General features: G+C 46.9%; 14 protein-coding genes. 10 read left to right on the plus strand and 4 right to left on the minus strand.

What is annotated here, in order from left to right; all coding sequences use genetic code 11:
* Window positions 1-73 precede the first annotated feature (73 nt).
* Complete coding sequence (locus LPB140_RS10935; RefSeq protein WP_072559855.1) at window positions 74-523, minus strand: peptidylprolyl isomerase; 450 nt, start codon at window positions 521-523, stop codon at window positions 74-76.
* A 195-nt stretch (window positions 524-718) separates the two neighbouring features.
* On the opposite strand from LPB140_RS10935, the gene mgtE reads away from it, so the two are divergent.
* The 6 genes from mgtE (at window position 719) to LPB140_RS10970 (ending at window position 8745) form a co-directional block, all read left to right on the plus strand.
* Window positions 719-2146: a magnesium transporter gene (gene mgtE, locus LPB140_RS10940; RefSeq protein WP_072559856.1), complete on the plus strand. Its 1428-nt coding sequence runs from the start codon at window positions 719-721 to the stop codon at window positions 2144-2146.
* Between the two features lie 57 nt (window positions 2147-2203).
* A complete protein-coding gene (locus LPB140_RS10945; protein ID WP_072559857.1) occupies window positions 2204-2626 on the plus strand; it encodes a DUF1489 family protein in 423 nt (140 codons plus the stop codon).
* Window positions 2627-2720: 94 nt separating this feature from the next.
* Complete coding sequence (locus LPB140_RS10950; protein ID WP_232223401.1) at window positions 2721-4955, plus strand: PQQ-dependent dehydrogenase, methanol/ethanol family; 2235 nt, start codon at window positions 2721-2723, stop codon at window positions 4953-4955.
* Between the two features lie 323 nt (window positions 4956-5278).
* Entirely contained in the window at window positions 5279-5617 is a 339-nt protein-coding gene (locus LPB140_RS10955; RefSeq protein WP_072559858.1) for a P-II family nitrogen regulator, read from the plus strand.
* Window positions 5618-5785: 168 nt separating this feature from the next.
* Complete coding sequence (glnA, locus tag LPB140_RS10965; protein WP_072559860.1) at window positions 5786-7198, plus strand: type I glutamate--ammonia ligase; 1413 nt, start codon at window positions 5786-5788, stop codon at window positions 7196-7198.
* Between the two features lie 158 nt (window positions 7199-7356).
* Window positions 7357-8745 (plus strand): M28 family peptidase, encoded by a 1389-nt coding sequence (locus LPB140_RS10970; RefSeq protein WP_072560911.1) that lies wholly within the window; start codon window positions 7357-7359, stop codon window positions 8743-8745.
* 82 nt (window positions 8746-8827) lie between these two features.
* Here the strand turns inward: LPB140_RS10970 and ctrA are convergent, their stop codons facing one another.
* The gene (gene ctrA, locus LPB140_RS10975; protein WP_072559861.1) at window positions 8828-9535 is read right to left on the minus strand and encodes a response regulator transcription factor CtrA; all 708 of its coding nucleotides are present in this window, start codon (window positions 9533-9535) and stop codon (window positions 8828-8830) included.
* Window positions 9536-9879: 344 nt separating this feature from the next.
* Between ctrA and LPB140_RS10980 the strand changes: the two genes are divergently transcribed.
* The 4 genes from LPB140_RS10980 (at window position 9880) to LPB140_RS12530 (ending at window position 13115) form a co-directional block, all read left to right on the plus strand.
* Complete coding sequence (locus LPB140_RS10980) at window positions 9880-10530, plus strand: uracil-DNA glycosylase family protein (protein ID WP_072560913.1); 651 nt, start codon at window positions 9880-9882, stop codon at window positions 10528-10530.
* Window positions 10531-10569: 39 nt separating this feature from the next.
* Window positions 10570-11013 carry an alternative ribosome rescue aminoacyl-tRNA hydrolase ArfB gene (gene arfB, locus LPB140_RS10985; protein ID WP_335682192.1) on the plus strand — a complete coding sequence of 148 codons (444 nt, stop codon included), beginning with the start codon at window positions 10570-10572 and terminating at the stop codon, window positions 11011-11013.
* Between the two features lie 13 nt (window positions 11014-11026).
* Complete coding sequence (locus tag LPB140_RS10990) at window positions 11027-11509, plus strand: GAF domain-containing protein (RefSeq protein WP_072559862.1); 483 nt, start codon at window positions 11027-11029, stop codon at window positions 11507-11509.
* A gap of 181 nt (window positions 11510-11690) precedes the next feature.
* Window positions 11691-13115: an RcnB family protein gene (locus LPB140_RS12530; protein WP_232223402.1), complete on the plus strand. Its 1425-nt coding sequence runs from the start codon at window positions 11691-11693 to the stop codon at window positions 13113-13115.
* A 199-nt stretch (window positions 13116-13314) separates the two neighbouring features.
* Here the strand turns inward: LPB140_RS12530 and LPB140_RS11000 are convergent, their stop codons facing one another.
* Window positions 13315-14064 carry an arginyltransferase gene (locus LPB140_RS11000; RefSeq protein WP_072559864.1) on the minus strand — a complete coding sequence of 250 codons (750 nt, stop codon included), beginning with the start codon at window positions 14062-14064 and terminating at the stop codon, window positions 13315-13317.
* A 100-nt stretch (window positions 14065-14164) separates the two neighbouring features.
* A complete protein-coding gene (locus tag LPB140_RS11005; RefSeq protein WP_072559865.1) occupies window positions 14165-15382 on the minus strand; it encodes a threonine ammonia-lyase in 1218 nt (405 codons plus the stop codon).
* Window positions 15383-15484 lie beyond the last annotated feature (102 nt).

Genomic DNA, 15484 nt, shown 5'->3' on the forward strand with positions numbered 1-15484 from the left:
ATTTGGACAGGCCGTTTTTTTGTCGGTTTTTTTAAGAAAAAGGGCCAAACCATTGGTTCAGCCCCCTTAAACTTTATGCCAAAGTGATATTGTTGATAATACCGGGATTTTTTGGTGGCTCACCCTTTGGTAAGGCATCAACATTTTCCATACCTTCAATCACTTCGCCCCATGCGGTATATTGGCGATCAAGGAAGGATGCATCATCAAAACAGATGAAAAATTGGCTGTTCGCGCTGTTCGGGTCCATGGCACGCGCCATTGAACATACGCCGCGCTGGTGCGACAAATCGTTAAATTCTTGGGTCAAATTTGGTTTTTTCGATCCGCCCATGCCTGTGCCATCGGGGCAACCGCCCTGCGCCATAAATCCGTCAATAACGCGGTGAAACTTCACCCCGTCATAAAATCCTTCCTGCGCCAATTCGGTGATACGCGCAACATGGCCAGGGGCCAAATCTGGACGCAATTTAATTTTTACATCGCCGCTTGATGTGTGAAGTGTCAATGTTTCAAATGCCACAATTTTTCCAATCTAATATTATTACATTTATGTGAATTTATAAAATTACCTGCCTTCTCTAATCAAATATAACTGCGTTGCAAATGCCTTAGACAGAAATTTTTGCCTAAATTGCTTTAATATTATCTCTAAGCTGTTAAATGTGCCAGCTAGAGCGACGATTAACATAGATGATTTATAGAAAAAGGGGGCCAGATGACAGATAATATTCAATCTAATAATCATGGCTTTACCCCTGACGAGGCCGAAACCTTACCCGTAATTGAGGTGTTGGATGAGGATAACCGCCTGCGTTCACAATATGTGGATCAGGTGCATGACTGCCTTGATGAAGATGATAATGAACAAATTTATCGCTTGGTTCAACCACTGCACACTGCCGATATTGCCGATTTATTTGAATTAACCCCGCGCGATGATCGCGGCAAATTGGCGCTTGCCCTTGGCGATTTGATGAGCGCGGATGTGCTTGCCGAAATCAATGATTATGTGCGCGAAGATATTATTGACGCCCTGCCCGCTGGACAGGTGGCCGACCTTGCCGCGCAATTGGAAACCGACGATGCGGTTGCGATTATTGAAGATTTGGAAGAGGATGAACAGCGTGCGGTTTTGGACATTTTGGGTCCTGAAGACCGCGCCGCAATTGAAAATGCCCTTTCCTATCCCGAAGAATCGGCGGGCCGGATTATGCAACGCGATTTGGTCGCCGCACCGGAAACCATGACCGTAGGGCAATTGATTGATTATTTGCGTGTGCGTAGTGATTTAACCACCGAATTTTGGGAAGTTTTCATTGTTGACCCGCATTATAAACCCATTGGCACATGCCAATTAAGCTGGATTTTGCGCACGCCGCGCTCCATCCCGCTTGGCGATGTGATGAAACGCGATCAAAGCTTAATTCCTGTTGATTTGGATCAAGAAGAAGTCGCACTGCGTTTCCAAAAATATTCGTTAATTTCCGCGGCTGTGGTGGATGATGAAGGCCGATTGGTCGGCGTGATTACCGCCGATGATATTGCGCATATTATTTCCGAAGAGGCGGGCGAGGATATTTTGCGCCTGTCGGGTGCAGGCGAAGGCGATATTAACGAACCGATTATCGATAGTTATAAGGCGCGGGTTCGCTGGCTGGTTGCTAATTTGGGCACGGCGATGATCGCGTCATTCATTATTGCGCAATTTGGCGCGGCAATATCCTCTATGGTTGCGCTTGCCGTTTTAATGCCCATTGTGGCATCCATTGGCGGCAATGCGGGAACGCAGACATTGGCCGTAACAGTGCGCGCATTGGCCACCAATCAATTGACCCAATCCAACACCATATGGGCCATAAAAAGGGAGCTTTATGTCGCCCTGTCAATGGGGGTTAGCATTGCGATTATCGCGGGTTTGGGTGCGGGTTATTTTTTCACCAATCCGATTTTGGGCGCGGTGATAGCAGCGGCGATTTTATGTAATATTGTCATTGCGGGCATGTCGGGGGTGATTATTCCGGTTATTTTAGACCGATTGGATCAGGACCCTGCAGTTTCCAGCTCTATCTTTGTGACCATGATTACCGATTCAATGGGTTTTTTATTATTTCTTGGCCTTGCCGTGGCAAGCAATATTGTGTGAATAAATTGACCCAATTTCAGAATAATTTCCAGTTTCAATATAATTTATCATCATAATATGCCCGTTCATTTAACCAAAATTGCATTTCGCAGCGAAAGCCCGGCTACATTAAAAACATGGTTGGAAAGCCATGCCGCCAACAATGGCGGCGCGGGTGAGGCATTATTAACAACCCGATATATGCCCAAAAGAGCAGATGAAATGCATGGGGCATCGCTTTATTGGATACATAGCGGTTTAATCGTCGGGCGCAGCCCCATTATCGGGTTTCAAGAAAATGGCGCAGGGCGATATTGGATAAGGTTAAAGCCAAGATTGATTTTGGTCGAGCCACAGGCAAAGCGCGCGCATCAGGGATGGCGATATTTGGAAGATGATGCCGCGCCAAATGATTTGGCAAATGATGATGGCGAGATAATCGACAATGAACCCATGCCACCAAAATTGATGCAACAGCTTTTAAAAATGGGCTTAATTTAGGATATTGTGCCTTTTGCATTGAATAATTGCAAATGGCCCGCTTTTATTGCTATTGTCCCATAATTACTGCACAATGATTTCGGGGGAGAGGGCCATGGGCGGTCAAGAAAAACATAAAATGCGGCCATTTTTTAAGCCGTTTTTGGCAGCTGCCTTTATGGGCTCTATCTTATTATTACATGGTTGTGGCAAAAATGATGATGATAAAACGCCCATAGCTAAAAATATAATCGTCGATAGCGAATATCTTAAAACGGGCGGGGATGGCACCAATTGGGCGATGACCGGCTTTTCCTATGACGAACAAAGATATAGCCCTTTAGACCAAATAAATGACAAAAATGTCAAACAATTGGGCATTGCATGGTTTGCTGACCTGCCCGATGCGCGGGGGCAAGAGGCCACCCCCGTCATTGTAAATGGCAGATTATATGTCACCACAGCATGGTCCAAATTATTTGCTTATGATGCAAAAACGGGCAAAGAGCTGTGGAATTTTGACCCCAAAGTTCCCAAAGAAACGGGGGCAAAGGCATGTTGCGATGTGGTTAATCGCGGCGTGGCATATTTTAACGGCAAATTATATTTGGGCACATTGGATGGCCGTTTAATCGCCATTGATGCCGCCACCGGCGTTCAATTATGGAGCGTGGCGACATTGGACCCATTATCCAATGGCACAATTACCGGTGTGCCGCGCGTTGTTAAAAATATGGTCATCATTGGCAATGGCGGGGCAGAATTTGGCACACGCGGCTATGTTACCGCCTATGACATAAATACCGGACGGCAGCTTTGGCGTTTTTACACCGTGCCCAATCCAAAGGGAGAGCCAGACGGCGAGATAAGCGATTCCATTTTGAAAACCGCGATAAATAGTTGGAGTAAAGAGGGCGGCAATTGGCGGCAAAGCGGTGGCGGCGGCACCGTGTGGGACGCAATTGTTTATGATCATGAATTGGACCAGCTTTATATTGGTGTGGGCAATGGCAGCCCGTGGAATCATGGCATAAGGTCCAATGGAGAAGGTGATAATTTATTTCTATCCTCCATCGTCGCATTACGGCCCGATACTGGCGAATATATTTGGCATTATCAAGAAACGCCGGGCGAAACATGGGATTTCACCGCGACCCAGCCCATTATATTGGCCGATAAAAAGGCCGAAGATGGCAGCATAACCAAGGTTTTATATCATGCGCCGAAAAACGGATTTTTCTTTACCCTTAACCGTAAAAATGGCCAATTATTGGGCGCAGAACCATTTATTAAGGGGATAAATTGGGCCAGCGGATATGATATGAAAACGGGCCGCCCGATTGAAAATCCCAAGGCACGTTTTTACAAAACGGGCGAAATGTTCATGTCCATTCCATCGGCGCTTGGCGCACATAATTGGCACCCGATGAGTTATAATCCCAATACTGGCATGGTATATATTCCCGCGCAAATCGTTCCTGCGGCATATTTACCCCCCGCAAATGCGGATCAGGCCGCATCAAAGCCAAAGGGATTTAATTTAGGCATCAATAGCGCAGGATTTGATTTCCCCGATGATGTTAATATCGTCAAGGCAGCAAAGGCAGCTGCAACCGGCCAATTGGTGGCATTTGATACCAAGGCAAATAAGGTCGCATGGACGGTGGATTATCCCGCGCCATGGAATGGTGGCACGATGACGACCGCCGGCAATTTGGTTTTCCAAGGCACATCGACCGGCGAATTTAACGCATATAGCGCGGATAAGGGCACATTATTATGGAGCTTTCCCGTACAATCGGGCGTCCTTGCCGGGGCCGCCACCTATATGGTTGATGGGGAGCAATATATTGCATTTTTAACGGGCAAGGGTGGTGCATTCCCCTTGGTCGCGGGATATGGCGGCGGGGCCAGCATGGCTGTTCCCAATATTGCGCGTTTGGTGGTCATGAAAATTGGCGGAACGACAAAATTCCCTGCCCTGCCAGCGGTCAGCGAGCATGTGTGGAATCCACCTGCCCAAGAAGGCAAGGCGGCAGACATCGCCGCCGGGCAAGCACATTTCCAACGTTACTGCATGACATGTCATGGTTCGGGCGCGGTGGGTAATGCGGTGCTTCCCGACCTTCGTAAATCGGGCACTTTGGCCGATGCCGAGACATGGAAAAGCATTATCATTGATGGCATGTTGGCGCAAAATGGCATGGTCAGTTTTGCCAATGTCCTATCGCCTGCACAGGCTGACCAAATACGGCAATATGTGATTAGCCGCGCGCATTATGCACAAAAAAATGAGGCAGAAATTACCAAGTCGGATAAGGCCGTAAAAGCAAAAAATACGGCAAAATAATAAATAGGATAATAAACAAGCTGATTATTCAAAAATTTTCCAGCATTGGTAAAAATGTAATTTTAGGCGGGACAGGAATGGATATTATTCTTCCATTTATGTGCCGCCTAAAAATTGGGCATATGATTAAATTTTAAGCATATCGCCATCGCCCTATTTCCTTATATTATCGTCAACGCGCCCATATGGGTAAGATTCCAAATTGGCACGCTTAATGCATTATTAGTCATATGATATGAATAAACCGGCGATATTGTCCAATATATGGGCAAAGCCATTATTCAAAATATCGGGACATAAATTTTATCGGGGATCATGACGGTATGAAAAAAATTGAAGCAATCATTAAACCTTTCAAACTGGACGAAGTGAAAGAGGCCTTACATGAAGTGGGCGTGTCCGGTATCACCGTGACCGAGGCAAAGGGTTTTGGCCGTCAAAAAGGTCATACCGAATTATATCGCGGCGCTGAATATGTTGTCGATTTCCTGCCCAAAGTGAAATTGGAAGTCGTGGTCGAAGACGCACTTGCCGATCGTGTGGTTGAGGCAATTGCCGCTGCCGCCCAAACAGGACGCATTGGCGATGGCAAAATTTTTGTCATTCCAGTTGAAACCGCGCTGCGTATTCGCACCGGCGAACGTGACGGCGACGCAGTTTAATCCTGCATCACTGCATAATGCGCCTTTGAATATAAAGGCTGCATTATGACGCGCAAATAAACGCATAAAATTCGAAAAACCAAAATTACCATAGTGTAAAAAATATTATCATTAATGTGAAAATTAAGAGGACGGCATAAGCCGCCCCAATAGTCGGAAGGAAATATAATGACCAAGAAGCCTGCAGATATCCTTAAAATGATTAAGGATGAAGAAATTGATTGGGTGGACGTGCGCTTCACCGATCCACGTGGTAAATGGCAACATTTGACCATGTGCGCCAGCGCCATTGACGAAGATGCGTTGGAAGATGGTTTGATGTTTGACGGTTCGTCCATCGCAGGTTGGAAAGCCATTAACGAATCCGACATGATTTTGAAACCCGATTTGGATGCAGTATATATGGATCCATTTTCCGCCACCCCAATGATGATTTTGGTGTGCGATATTTTGGAACCATCCACCGGTGATTTATATTCGCGTGACCCACGTTCCACCGCGAAACGCGCCGAGGCATTTTTGAAAACAACCGGCATTGGCGATACAATTTATGTTGGACCAGAAGCCGAATTTTTCATGTTTGACGATGTCCGTTTCGAAGATGGCTATAATGGTTCAGGCTTTAAAATTGACGATATTGAATTGCCAACCAATACGGGCCGTGTTTATGAAACCGGCAATATGGGCCATCGTCCCCGTGCAAAGGGCGGATATTTCCCCGTTGCGCCCGTGGACAGCGCGGTTGACATTCGCGGCGAAATGGTTGCCACCATGTTGGAAATGGGCCTTCCCTGTGACAAACATCACCATGAAGTTGCCGCAGCCCAGCATGAGCTTGGCCTAACCTTTGGCACATTGGTGGAAACCGCCGACCGGATGCAGGTTTATAAATATGTGGTGCATCAAGTGGCCCATGCATATGGCAAAACCGCCACTTTCATGCCAAAACCCATTAAAGAAGATAATGGTTCGGGCATGCACACCCACATGTCCATTTGGGCCGATGGTAAGCCAAAATTTGCGGGCAATGAATATGCCGGCCTGTCCGAGGCATGCCTATATTTCATTGGCGGCGTGATTAAGCACGCAAAGGCGCTGAACGCCTTTACCAATCCCACAACCAACAGCTATAAACGTCTTGTCCCTGGCTATGAAGCACCTGTGCTTCTTGCCTATTCAAGCCGTAACCGCTCAGCATCTTGCCGTATTCCATATGGTACGGGTGATAAGGCGAAACGCGTTGAATTCCGTTTCCCTGATGCGATGGCCAACCCCTATCTTTGCTATTCTGCATTGTTGATGGCTGGCCTTGATGGGATTAAAAATAAAATCCACCCTGGCGATGCCATGGACAAAAACCTATATGATTTGCCCCCTGCAGAGTTGGAGCAAGTGCCAACCGTATGCGGCAGCCTGCGTGAAGCATTGGATGCCTTGCAAGCGGATCATGAATTCCTATGCGTGGGTGATGTGTTTACCAAGGACCAAATCGACGCCTATAGCGAATTATTGTGGGAAGATGTGGCGCGTTGGGAAACCACCCCAAGCCCAGTTGAATTTGACATGTATTATAGCAGCTAATTGCTTTAGCAGCTTAGCAAAAATAAAGGGGCGTCTGGAGCAATTCAGACGTCCTTTTTTATGGGGCGGAAATGATAATATACAAGCTACCCCTTGCAATCATGCGGTCGTCATGGTCAATTAAACGCCACGATAATATTCCCTTTGGAGACGCCGTCATGAAATCTGCTTTTGCTTTATCATTATATGCATCAATTTGTGCGGCGGCATTGGCTTCACCTGCGCCATTATTGGCCCGTGAAGCCGCGCAACAAAGTCACGGCGCAGCACAAAAAAATGCTGTTAACGATACAGAAAAGGCCTGCCCCGATTTATTAAAGGCAAAGGTTGAAAAATTGGTCAGTTTTGGCACGCGCCATACCCTATCCAGTGCGGATCATCCCACGCGCGGCATTGGCGCGGCGCGGCGTTGGGGCGCGGGTGAATTTGCCAAAATTGCCGCCAATTGCGGGGGATGCATGACGGTGGACAATGTGGAGCGCGTGATGAGCGGCAACCGCGTGCCCAATGGGGTGAATATCGTCAATGTCCTTGGCATCCAAATGGGCAGCGACGGGTGGGACCATGTCATCATTATATCAGGCCATATTGACAGCAGGGTCAGCGATGTGATGGACGCGGACAGCGACGCGCCGGGCGCAAATGATGATGGGTCGGGCACGGCGCTGGTCATGGAGGCAGCGCGGATAATGAGCCAGCATAAATATCGCGCCACCATCATCTATGCCCTGTTGTCGGGGGAGGAACAGGGTTTATTTGGCGGGCGTTTAATCGCCGAAACCGCAAAGGAACGCGGATGGAACATTTCCGCCATGTTGAACAATGATATTGTCGGCGGCACTTTGGGCACGGATGGGCGCGTGGTGGATAATCGCGTTCGGGTATTTAGCGAGGGGATTCGCGCATCGGAGGATTTGGAACAGCAAATGGCGCGAAGGAATAGCGGGGGGGAAGATGATGGCCCATCGCGTGCGTTGATGCGCGCGGCGCAGCATGTTGGTGCAAAAAAAGATGATATTGGGCTGGAGGTATTTGGCGTGCGGCGACCCGACCGTTTCAGCCGTGGCGGCGATCATTTACCCGCGCTGGAGCTTGGCTATCCTGCGATAAGATTTACCGTGGGTGTGGAAAATTATCATCATCAACATCAGGATTTACGCACCGAAAATGGTATAGAATATGGCGACACGGTGGATAAAATGGATTTTGACTATCTGGCCAAGGTGACCGATTTGAACATTGCCTTGGCACAGGATTTGGCCAATGCGCCGCCCGCGCCCACATCCGCCATTTTATCCGGCGCGGTATCGTCCGACACCGATGTAAAATGGAGCGCGGTCGAAAATGCACATGGTTATAAAATTTATTACCGCCGATCGGACAGCCCCGAATGGCAGGGATCGGAAATTGCCCCCGCCGACGCGACCAGCATTAAATTGACCGGCATGATTGTCGATGATCATTTTTTTGCGGTGGCCGCCCTTGGCCCAAATGGGGAGGAAAGCATCGCCACATTTGCCGGATTACCGCCCAGAAATAATAAATAACTTTTTAATAATATAGGCTGATGCAAAAAAAGACGGCCCTGTAACAACAGAGCCGTCTTAATATTGCTGCGGTGTTAATTATTTAAGCAACCTGCATATCAACTTCTTCGTCGGTGGCCATGTCGCGCAGAACATATCCGCGCCCCCATACGGTTTCGATATAATTTTCGCCGCCACATGCCAGCACCAATTTTTTGCGTAATTTACAAATAAACACGTCAATAATTTTCAATTCTGGTTCGTCCATTCCGCCATAAAGATGGTTTAGGAACATTTCCTTGGTCAATGTTGTCCCCTTACGCAAAGAAAGCAATTCCAACATCGCATATTCTTTGCCGGTCAAGTGAACGCGTGCGCCGTCAACCTCAACCGTTTTGGCGTCCAAATTAACCGATAATTTGCCCGTGCGGATAACCGATTGAGAATGCCCCTTGGAACGACGAACAACCGCGTGGATGCGGGCGACCAATTCTTCGCGGTGGAAAGGTTTGGTCACATAATCATCAGCGCCAAAACCAAAAGATCGGACCTTGCTGTCCATCTCACTTATCCCCGAAAGGATTAAAACAGGCGTTTGTACCTTGGCAACACGTAATTTTTTCAGGACGTCATATCCGTGCATATCGGGCAAATTAAGGTCAAGTAAGATGATGTCATAATCATATAATTTACCTAAATCGAGGCCTTCTTCGCCCAAATCTGTATTGTAAACATTAAACCCTTCGGTCGACAGCATCATTTCAATTGCTTTTGCGGTCGTCGGTTCGTCTTCAATTAGCAGCACGCGCATTTGGCAGCCCCTTTTCCCAAAAAAATTTACATCCCCCAAAAATCAAAAATGCGTTTTATCTGCACATTTCGAAATTTGGATTTAATTAACCATAAAATATATGAAGTGAAAAGGTTAATTTCTGGTTAACCCATAAAAATCGGCGAGTCGCGGCGGATATATTTTTTGATTTAATGATTCATTTTGGGGGCTTAACGCCATATTTGCGCATAATATGGTTAATAAAATAATATTTTGGGGCCATATTATTTTACATGAATTGACATGATATGGCGCAATTTTATTATAAAATTTATCAAATTTGCCCCCTATCTTGCGATAAAATATTAACTATCATCTTAATCATGGCCCCAAATAAAATCGAAAATTTGAAAAATGACATTAAACAATGTGATATTTGCAAGGAAGCATTGTCGGCTGGGCCGCGCCCCATTGTGCAATTTAGCGCAAAATCCAAAATATTGATTATTGGCCAAGCCCCGGGCAGCCGCGTTCATGAAAGCGGCATCGCATGGGATGATAATAGCGGGGACAGGATACGCCAATGGATGAATGTGGATAAGCATATTTTTTATGATGAGGATAAAATTGCGCTTATCCCCATGGGTTTTTGCTATCCCGGCAAAGGAAAAGGCGGCGATTTACCGCCGCGCAGGGAATGCGCACCGGCATGGCATGACCAAATAATGCGCCATTTACCGGCGGATAAATTAATCCTGCTGGTCGGCAGTTATGCCCAGATATATTATATGCCGCAGGATAAAAAATTATCGATGACACAGCGGGTGCGAAATTTTGGCATCAATAATTTTGAAGACGATAAGGGCGTTAATATCAATAAGGGCGGTAATAATAATGGCGATAATAACAAAGTCATCGCCCTGCCCCATCCATCATGGCGCAGCACAAATTGGATGCGGCAAAATCCGTGGTTTGAGGATGAAATTTTACCCAAATTGCGATTGGCGATAAAACAGCAATTGTGCCAAAGTTAAATTATCACCGTCCAATATATAAACATCATTACCGCCAATTTGCGTGGTCAATCATATGTTGATTATGATATAGACCGCATTATGACCTTTGTTATTCCCGAAAAATATATTCAAGAAAGCTTCCTTGCCTCCACTGGTCCGGGCGGGCAAAATGTTAATAAAGTTGCCACCGCATGTCAGCTTCGCGTGAATATATTTGCGCTGCGCCTTGCGCCCGATGTGTATCGCCGCCTGCGCATTATGGCGGGCAGCAAAATAACCGATCAGGGCGAATTGATAATCACTGCGCGAAAATATCGATCGCAACAGGCCAATCGCGATGATGCACGGATGCGTGCACAACAAATTATTGCAGAGGCCCATATCCGCCCCGTGCGCCGTGTGGCCACAAAGCCCAGCCGGGCTGCCAAGGCAAAAAGGGTTGATGGCAAAAAAAGTCGTGCCACGATAAAGAAAAACCGTGGTAAAGTTAGAATGGAATGACTATTCACATATTATGTTTAATATAACCGACACCAAAAATTTACCCCTTTCCAAGCTGTTGAGCGAGCTGCACCAAACATGTGATGCGATTACGATGGGAGAGGATGATTCCATTGCCAATATGGCGAATATCAGCGCAATTATCTGGCAAATGCTGCCTGATCTAAATTGGGCTGGATTTTACCGTATGGTGGGGGATGAGCTTGTCCTTGGGCCATTTCAGGGCAAGGCCGCCTGTATTCGCATTCCCCTGCACAAGGGCGTCTGCGGCAAGGCTGCGCGCGACATGCAAACCCAAATTGTGGACGATGTTCATGCCTTTGACGGGCATATTGCATGTGATGCAGACAGCAGGTCGGAACTGGTCGTCCCCATCATCAAAAATGGCAAAATTGTAGGCGTGTTGGATTTGGATAGCCCGCTGCCATCACGATTTAATGCCGAAATTGCCGATGCGATGGAAAAACTTATCACCCATATTTCAGACCGATTATAAAAATGGCTATATATTCAGATATTAAACCATATTCCATAATTGCGCCATTTTGAGACAAAATATTATTTTACAAAATATTAACCATGTCAGCGTGGTTATATAGTTAAAAAAATGTTAATATTTCCCAAATTTAGAACGACTCTGCCTTAATAAGGTGGAAATTAACTCTTTTGGGAGCTTTATGATGAAATTATTCCTTGCAATTGGCACCGCTGCTATCGCGATTGCTATGCCGTCAAATGCCGCTGAAATAGCCGCGCCTTCATCAAAAATGGCGATGAAATTTGATACGGCTTATGGCGCAAAGGGTAAGAAAATGGGCAATATGGGCCAGCCCCATATAAACGCCCCCAAAATGAGACATGATTGGGGCAAGAAAGTAAATGGCCGTTGGTTTGCAGGATATAATGCGCCGGGCGGTTGGAATGCATATTCGCGCCCTACCTATGGTTTTATCATGCCGCGCTATTGGGTAAATCCCAGCTTTTATATTGTTAATTACAGCCGCTATGGCCTGACCCAACCGACAAATGGTTATTATTGGTCACGTTATTATGATGACGCCGTTTTGGCCGATAATCAGGGCCGCGTTTATGATTATCGTTCCAATATTGCATGGGACAAATATGATGATGGTTATGAAGATGGCTATCAAAATGGCTATGGCGCAGGATATCAGGATAATGCCCCTGTTTATCAACCACAATATAATCCCAATATTGCCGCCGATCCGCGCGTATATGGCCAAGTGCCTGCTGGTTCATCGACCGAGGCCGGTGTCTATGAAGGAAGCTGGACCGGGCGTTATGTTGATCCAGAAAATCAGGTATATCGCGGCCAATGGGACGGCACATATACCAATGAAGACGGCCAAGTTTATGAGGGCACATATTCTGGAACAATGGTCGGCGATCCATATTATCAGGCGGGAACAGGCCAATCATCGCCCCCACAATATGGGTATAGCGGGCAGCAACAGGGCCAATATCAGGGCCAATATGGCGCACCATATCAAAATAATGCACGTCCCGCCCCCGTAAATTATGACCGCAGCTTTGATGGTTATGAACGGTGCAAGCGTGATAATGGCATTGGCGGTGCGGTGATTGGCGGCGTCATTGGCGGCGTGGCCGGCAACCGCATTGCGGGTAAGGGCAAAAGATTAGGCGGCACCTTAATTGGTGGTGGTTTGGGCGCGATTGCAGGTTCGGCCATTGATAAGGCCAGCCAAAAATGCGAGCAATATCGCCCCGCACCTCAGCCGCAATATCAACCAGCACCGCAATATTATCCTGCGCCGCAACCCCAATATCCGCAGCAATCAGCCTATCCTGCACAAACGGGTCAGACGCCTGCGGGCTATGGATGGAGCCAAGGGCAAATTGTCGGCGGATATGTGGCCAATGGATATTATTATCCTGGCGTTTATTACCCGCCGCAACAAAATGGCGGCACAACCACCATCATCATTGATGGCGGGCAAAGCACCACCACCACCGTGACCGAGGAATATGTTTATGAAACGGTCCGCGCCGCGCCAAAGAAACGCTATGTCGCGCCGAAAAGAAAATATACACCAAAGCCAAAGCCGAAATGCAGCTGTTAAGGCGGTAAATATTTTAATATTATGGTGAAATTTCAGGGCTCGTTTATTTTAAGCGGGCCCTTTTTCGTTGATGTGCATTATTTATAAATTATGGGAAGCAGGTCATATACATGCCTCGCATATACATGCCTGCCATGCATATAATCCCTAAATGCGGGTTCTGTTTTTTAAATATGTCCAGATTATCAAAACCGCCAAATTATTCGGCGCGATACCATCCATCAGGGCCAAGCATTTCCATCGGCTTATATCTGGTTTTATATTGCATCCTTGGCGAACCTTTGACCCAATAACCAAGATATACATAATCAAGCCCCGCCTTTGCCGCGCGGTCAATATGGTCCAAAATAATATAGCTGCCCAAGCTGCTGCGATCGGTTAATAATGGATTATAAAAACTATATATCATTGACAGGCCATCACCCTGTTGATCGGTCAAGCAGGCCCCGATTAATTCGCCGCCGTGCGGTAAAGCATTGCCATCCGCATCATGACTGGGCAGGCGATATTCAATGACATAGCTGGTCACCGTGGTTTGTTCAATCATATCAGCAAAATCGACATCATCCATATCATTCATGCCGCCATCGGGGTGGCGTTGTTCCAAATATAGCCGCATTAAATTATATTGTTCGGATGTTGACCATGGTTTGCACGCGGTTGCCACCACATCATCATTGCGGCGCATAATTTTACGCTGCGTAGCATTTGGCCGAAATTCATTCGCCAAAACGCGAACGGAAATACACGCCTTGCACCCTTCGCAGCTTGGCCGATAGGCAACATTTTGACTGCGCCGAAATCCAATCCGCCCCAATGCATCATTTAATTCATTGGCATGATCGCCCGATAAATCGGTGAACATTTTGCGTTCCGTGCGATCCGGCAAATAAGGACATGCCGCCGGACTGGTCAGGAAAAAACGCGGAAATTTTACCGGAGCGGTCATAAAAACAATAAAATCCTGTCAGCTGTAATTTATAAAAATAACAGATGAACAATGCCGAAATTTATCGTCAATTAAAAGCATATTTACCATATATATGCGCTTAATTTAACTCAACCCGCTCCACAATATATTCCGCATCCTTTAACCCATCGATAAGTGCCTGTAATTGCTTGCCATCGCGGGCCTCACATTCAATATCGGTTATCAACCCCTTTGCGGGTAAGGTGGTAAAAATGCGCTGATGGTAAATTTCAATGATGTTGACATTATGCTCATTAAATAAACGCATCACCTTAAACAATGCGCCTGGGCGGTCCTGTAATGTTATACGCAGCCGCGCCAAACGGCCTGAACGCGCCAAATCACGCAGCAATACATTGGCCAATAATCGGGTGTCAATATTTCCTCCGCATAGAACAATGCCGATATTTTTGCCTGCAAATCGCTCTGGGTTGGCCATAACGGCGGCAAGGCCGGCCGCACCTGCCCCCTCCACCACGGTTTTTTCAATTTGTAATAACAGGCTGACCGCGCTTTCCAATTGTGGCTCGCTGACCAATAAAATTTCCTTGGTCAATTCGGCAATGATTTGCGAGGTAAAGGCACCGGGCTGTTTCACTGCAATGCCTTCGGCCAAAGTGTCCCCTTCACATGGCAGATCAAGCCCGTTTAACAAACCATACATGGAGGGATATAATTCCGCCTGCACCCCGACCAATTCAATATCTGCCTTAATCCCGCGCGCGGCTGTTCCCATCCCCGAAAGCAAGCCGCCACCGCCAATAGGCACAACCAATGTATCAATGCTGGGCACATCTTCCAACATCTCAATCGCCACTGTGCCCTGTCCGGCCGCAACATTTGGTTCATCAAATGGGTGAACAAAGGTCAGGCCCATTTCCTTTTCCAATTGGCGCGCATGTAAATAGGCATCGTCAAATTTCTCACCAAATAAAACAACTTTACCGCCCACAGCCTCTGTCTGCATCACCTTTACCGTGGGGGTGGAAAGCGGCATGACGATAGTAACGGGCATCCCCAAACGCGTCCCATGATAGGAAAGCCCCTGTGCATGATTGCCCGCCGATGCGGCAATAACGCCCTTTGCGCGTTGTTCATCATTTAATAGGGTAAGCGCATTTAACGCGCCGCGTTCCTTATATGCCGCCGTAAATTGAAGATTTTCAAATTTTAAATAAATATTTGCGCCGGTAATGTCGGATAATGTCTTACTATGCAATGTTGGGGTACGCACAATTGCCCCCTTTATACGTTCATGGGCGTTTTGCACATCTTGCAGGGTCAATTTATCGGACATTATCTTGGTTCTTTCCTTTACGGATTCTTATTTAAAAATGGCTTGTCTTAAAAAAAGCAACAAAATGCCTCTAACCCATCTGGAAGTTAATGCAAACAACGT

Origin of the sequence: Sphingorhabdus lutea, assembly GCF_001889025.1 — a bacterium.
Classification (GTDB): domain Bacteria; phylum Pseudomonadota; class Alphaproteobacteria; order Sphingomonadales; family Sphingomonadaceae; genus Sphingorhabdus_B; species Sphingorhabdus_B lutea.

Coding starts and splice junctions, on each gene's coding strand:
- LPB140_RS10990 (WP_072559862.1), top strand. CDS start 11,027: ATGTTTAATATAACCGACACCAAAAATTTACCCCTTTCCAAGCTGTTG.
- LPB140_RS10945 (WP_072559857.1), top strand. CDS start 2,204: ATGCCCGTTCATTTAACCAAAATTGCATTTCGCAGCGAAAGCCCGGCT.
- mgtE (WP_072559856.1), top strand. CDS start 719: ATGACAGATAATATTCAATCTAATAATCATGGCTTTACCCCTGACGAG.
- LPB140_RS10980 (WP_072560913.1), top strand. CDS start 9,880: ATGGCCCCAAATAAAATCGAAAATTTGAAAAATGACATTAAACAATGT.
- LPB140_RS11005 (WP_072559865.1), bottom strand. CDS start 15,382: ATGTCCGATAAATTGACCCTGCAAGATGTGCAAAACGCCCATGAACGT.
- LPB140_RS11000 (WP_072559864.1), bottom strand. CDS start 14,064: ATGACCGCTCCGGTAAAATTTCCGCGTTTTTTCCTGACCAGTCCGGCG.
- LPB140_RS12530 (WP_232223402.1), top strand. CDS start 11,691: ATGATGAAATTATTCCTTGCAATTGGCACCGCTGCTATCGCGATTGCT.
- ctrA (WP_072559861.1), bottom strand. CDS start 9,535: ATGCGCGTGCTGCTAATTGAAGACGAACCGACGACCGCAAAAGCAATT.
- LPB140_RS10950 (WP_232223401.1), top strand. CDS start 2,721: ATGGGCGGTCAAGAAAAACATAAAATGCGGCCATTTTTTAAGCCGTTT.
- LPB140_RS10970 (WP_072560911.1), top strand. CDS start 7,357: ATGAAATCTGCTTTTGCTTTATCATTATATGCATCAATTTGTGCGGCG.
- LPB140_RS10955 (WP_072559858.1), top strand. CDS start 5,279: ATGAAAAAAATTGAAGCAATCATTAAACCTTTCAAACTGGACGAAGTG.
- glnA (WP_072559860.1), top strand. CDS start 5,786: ATGACCAAGAAGCCTGCAGATATCCTTAAAATGATTAAGGATGAAGAA.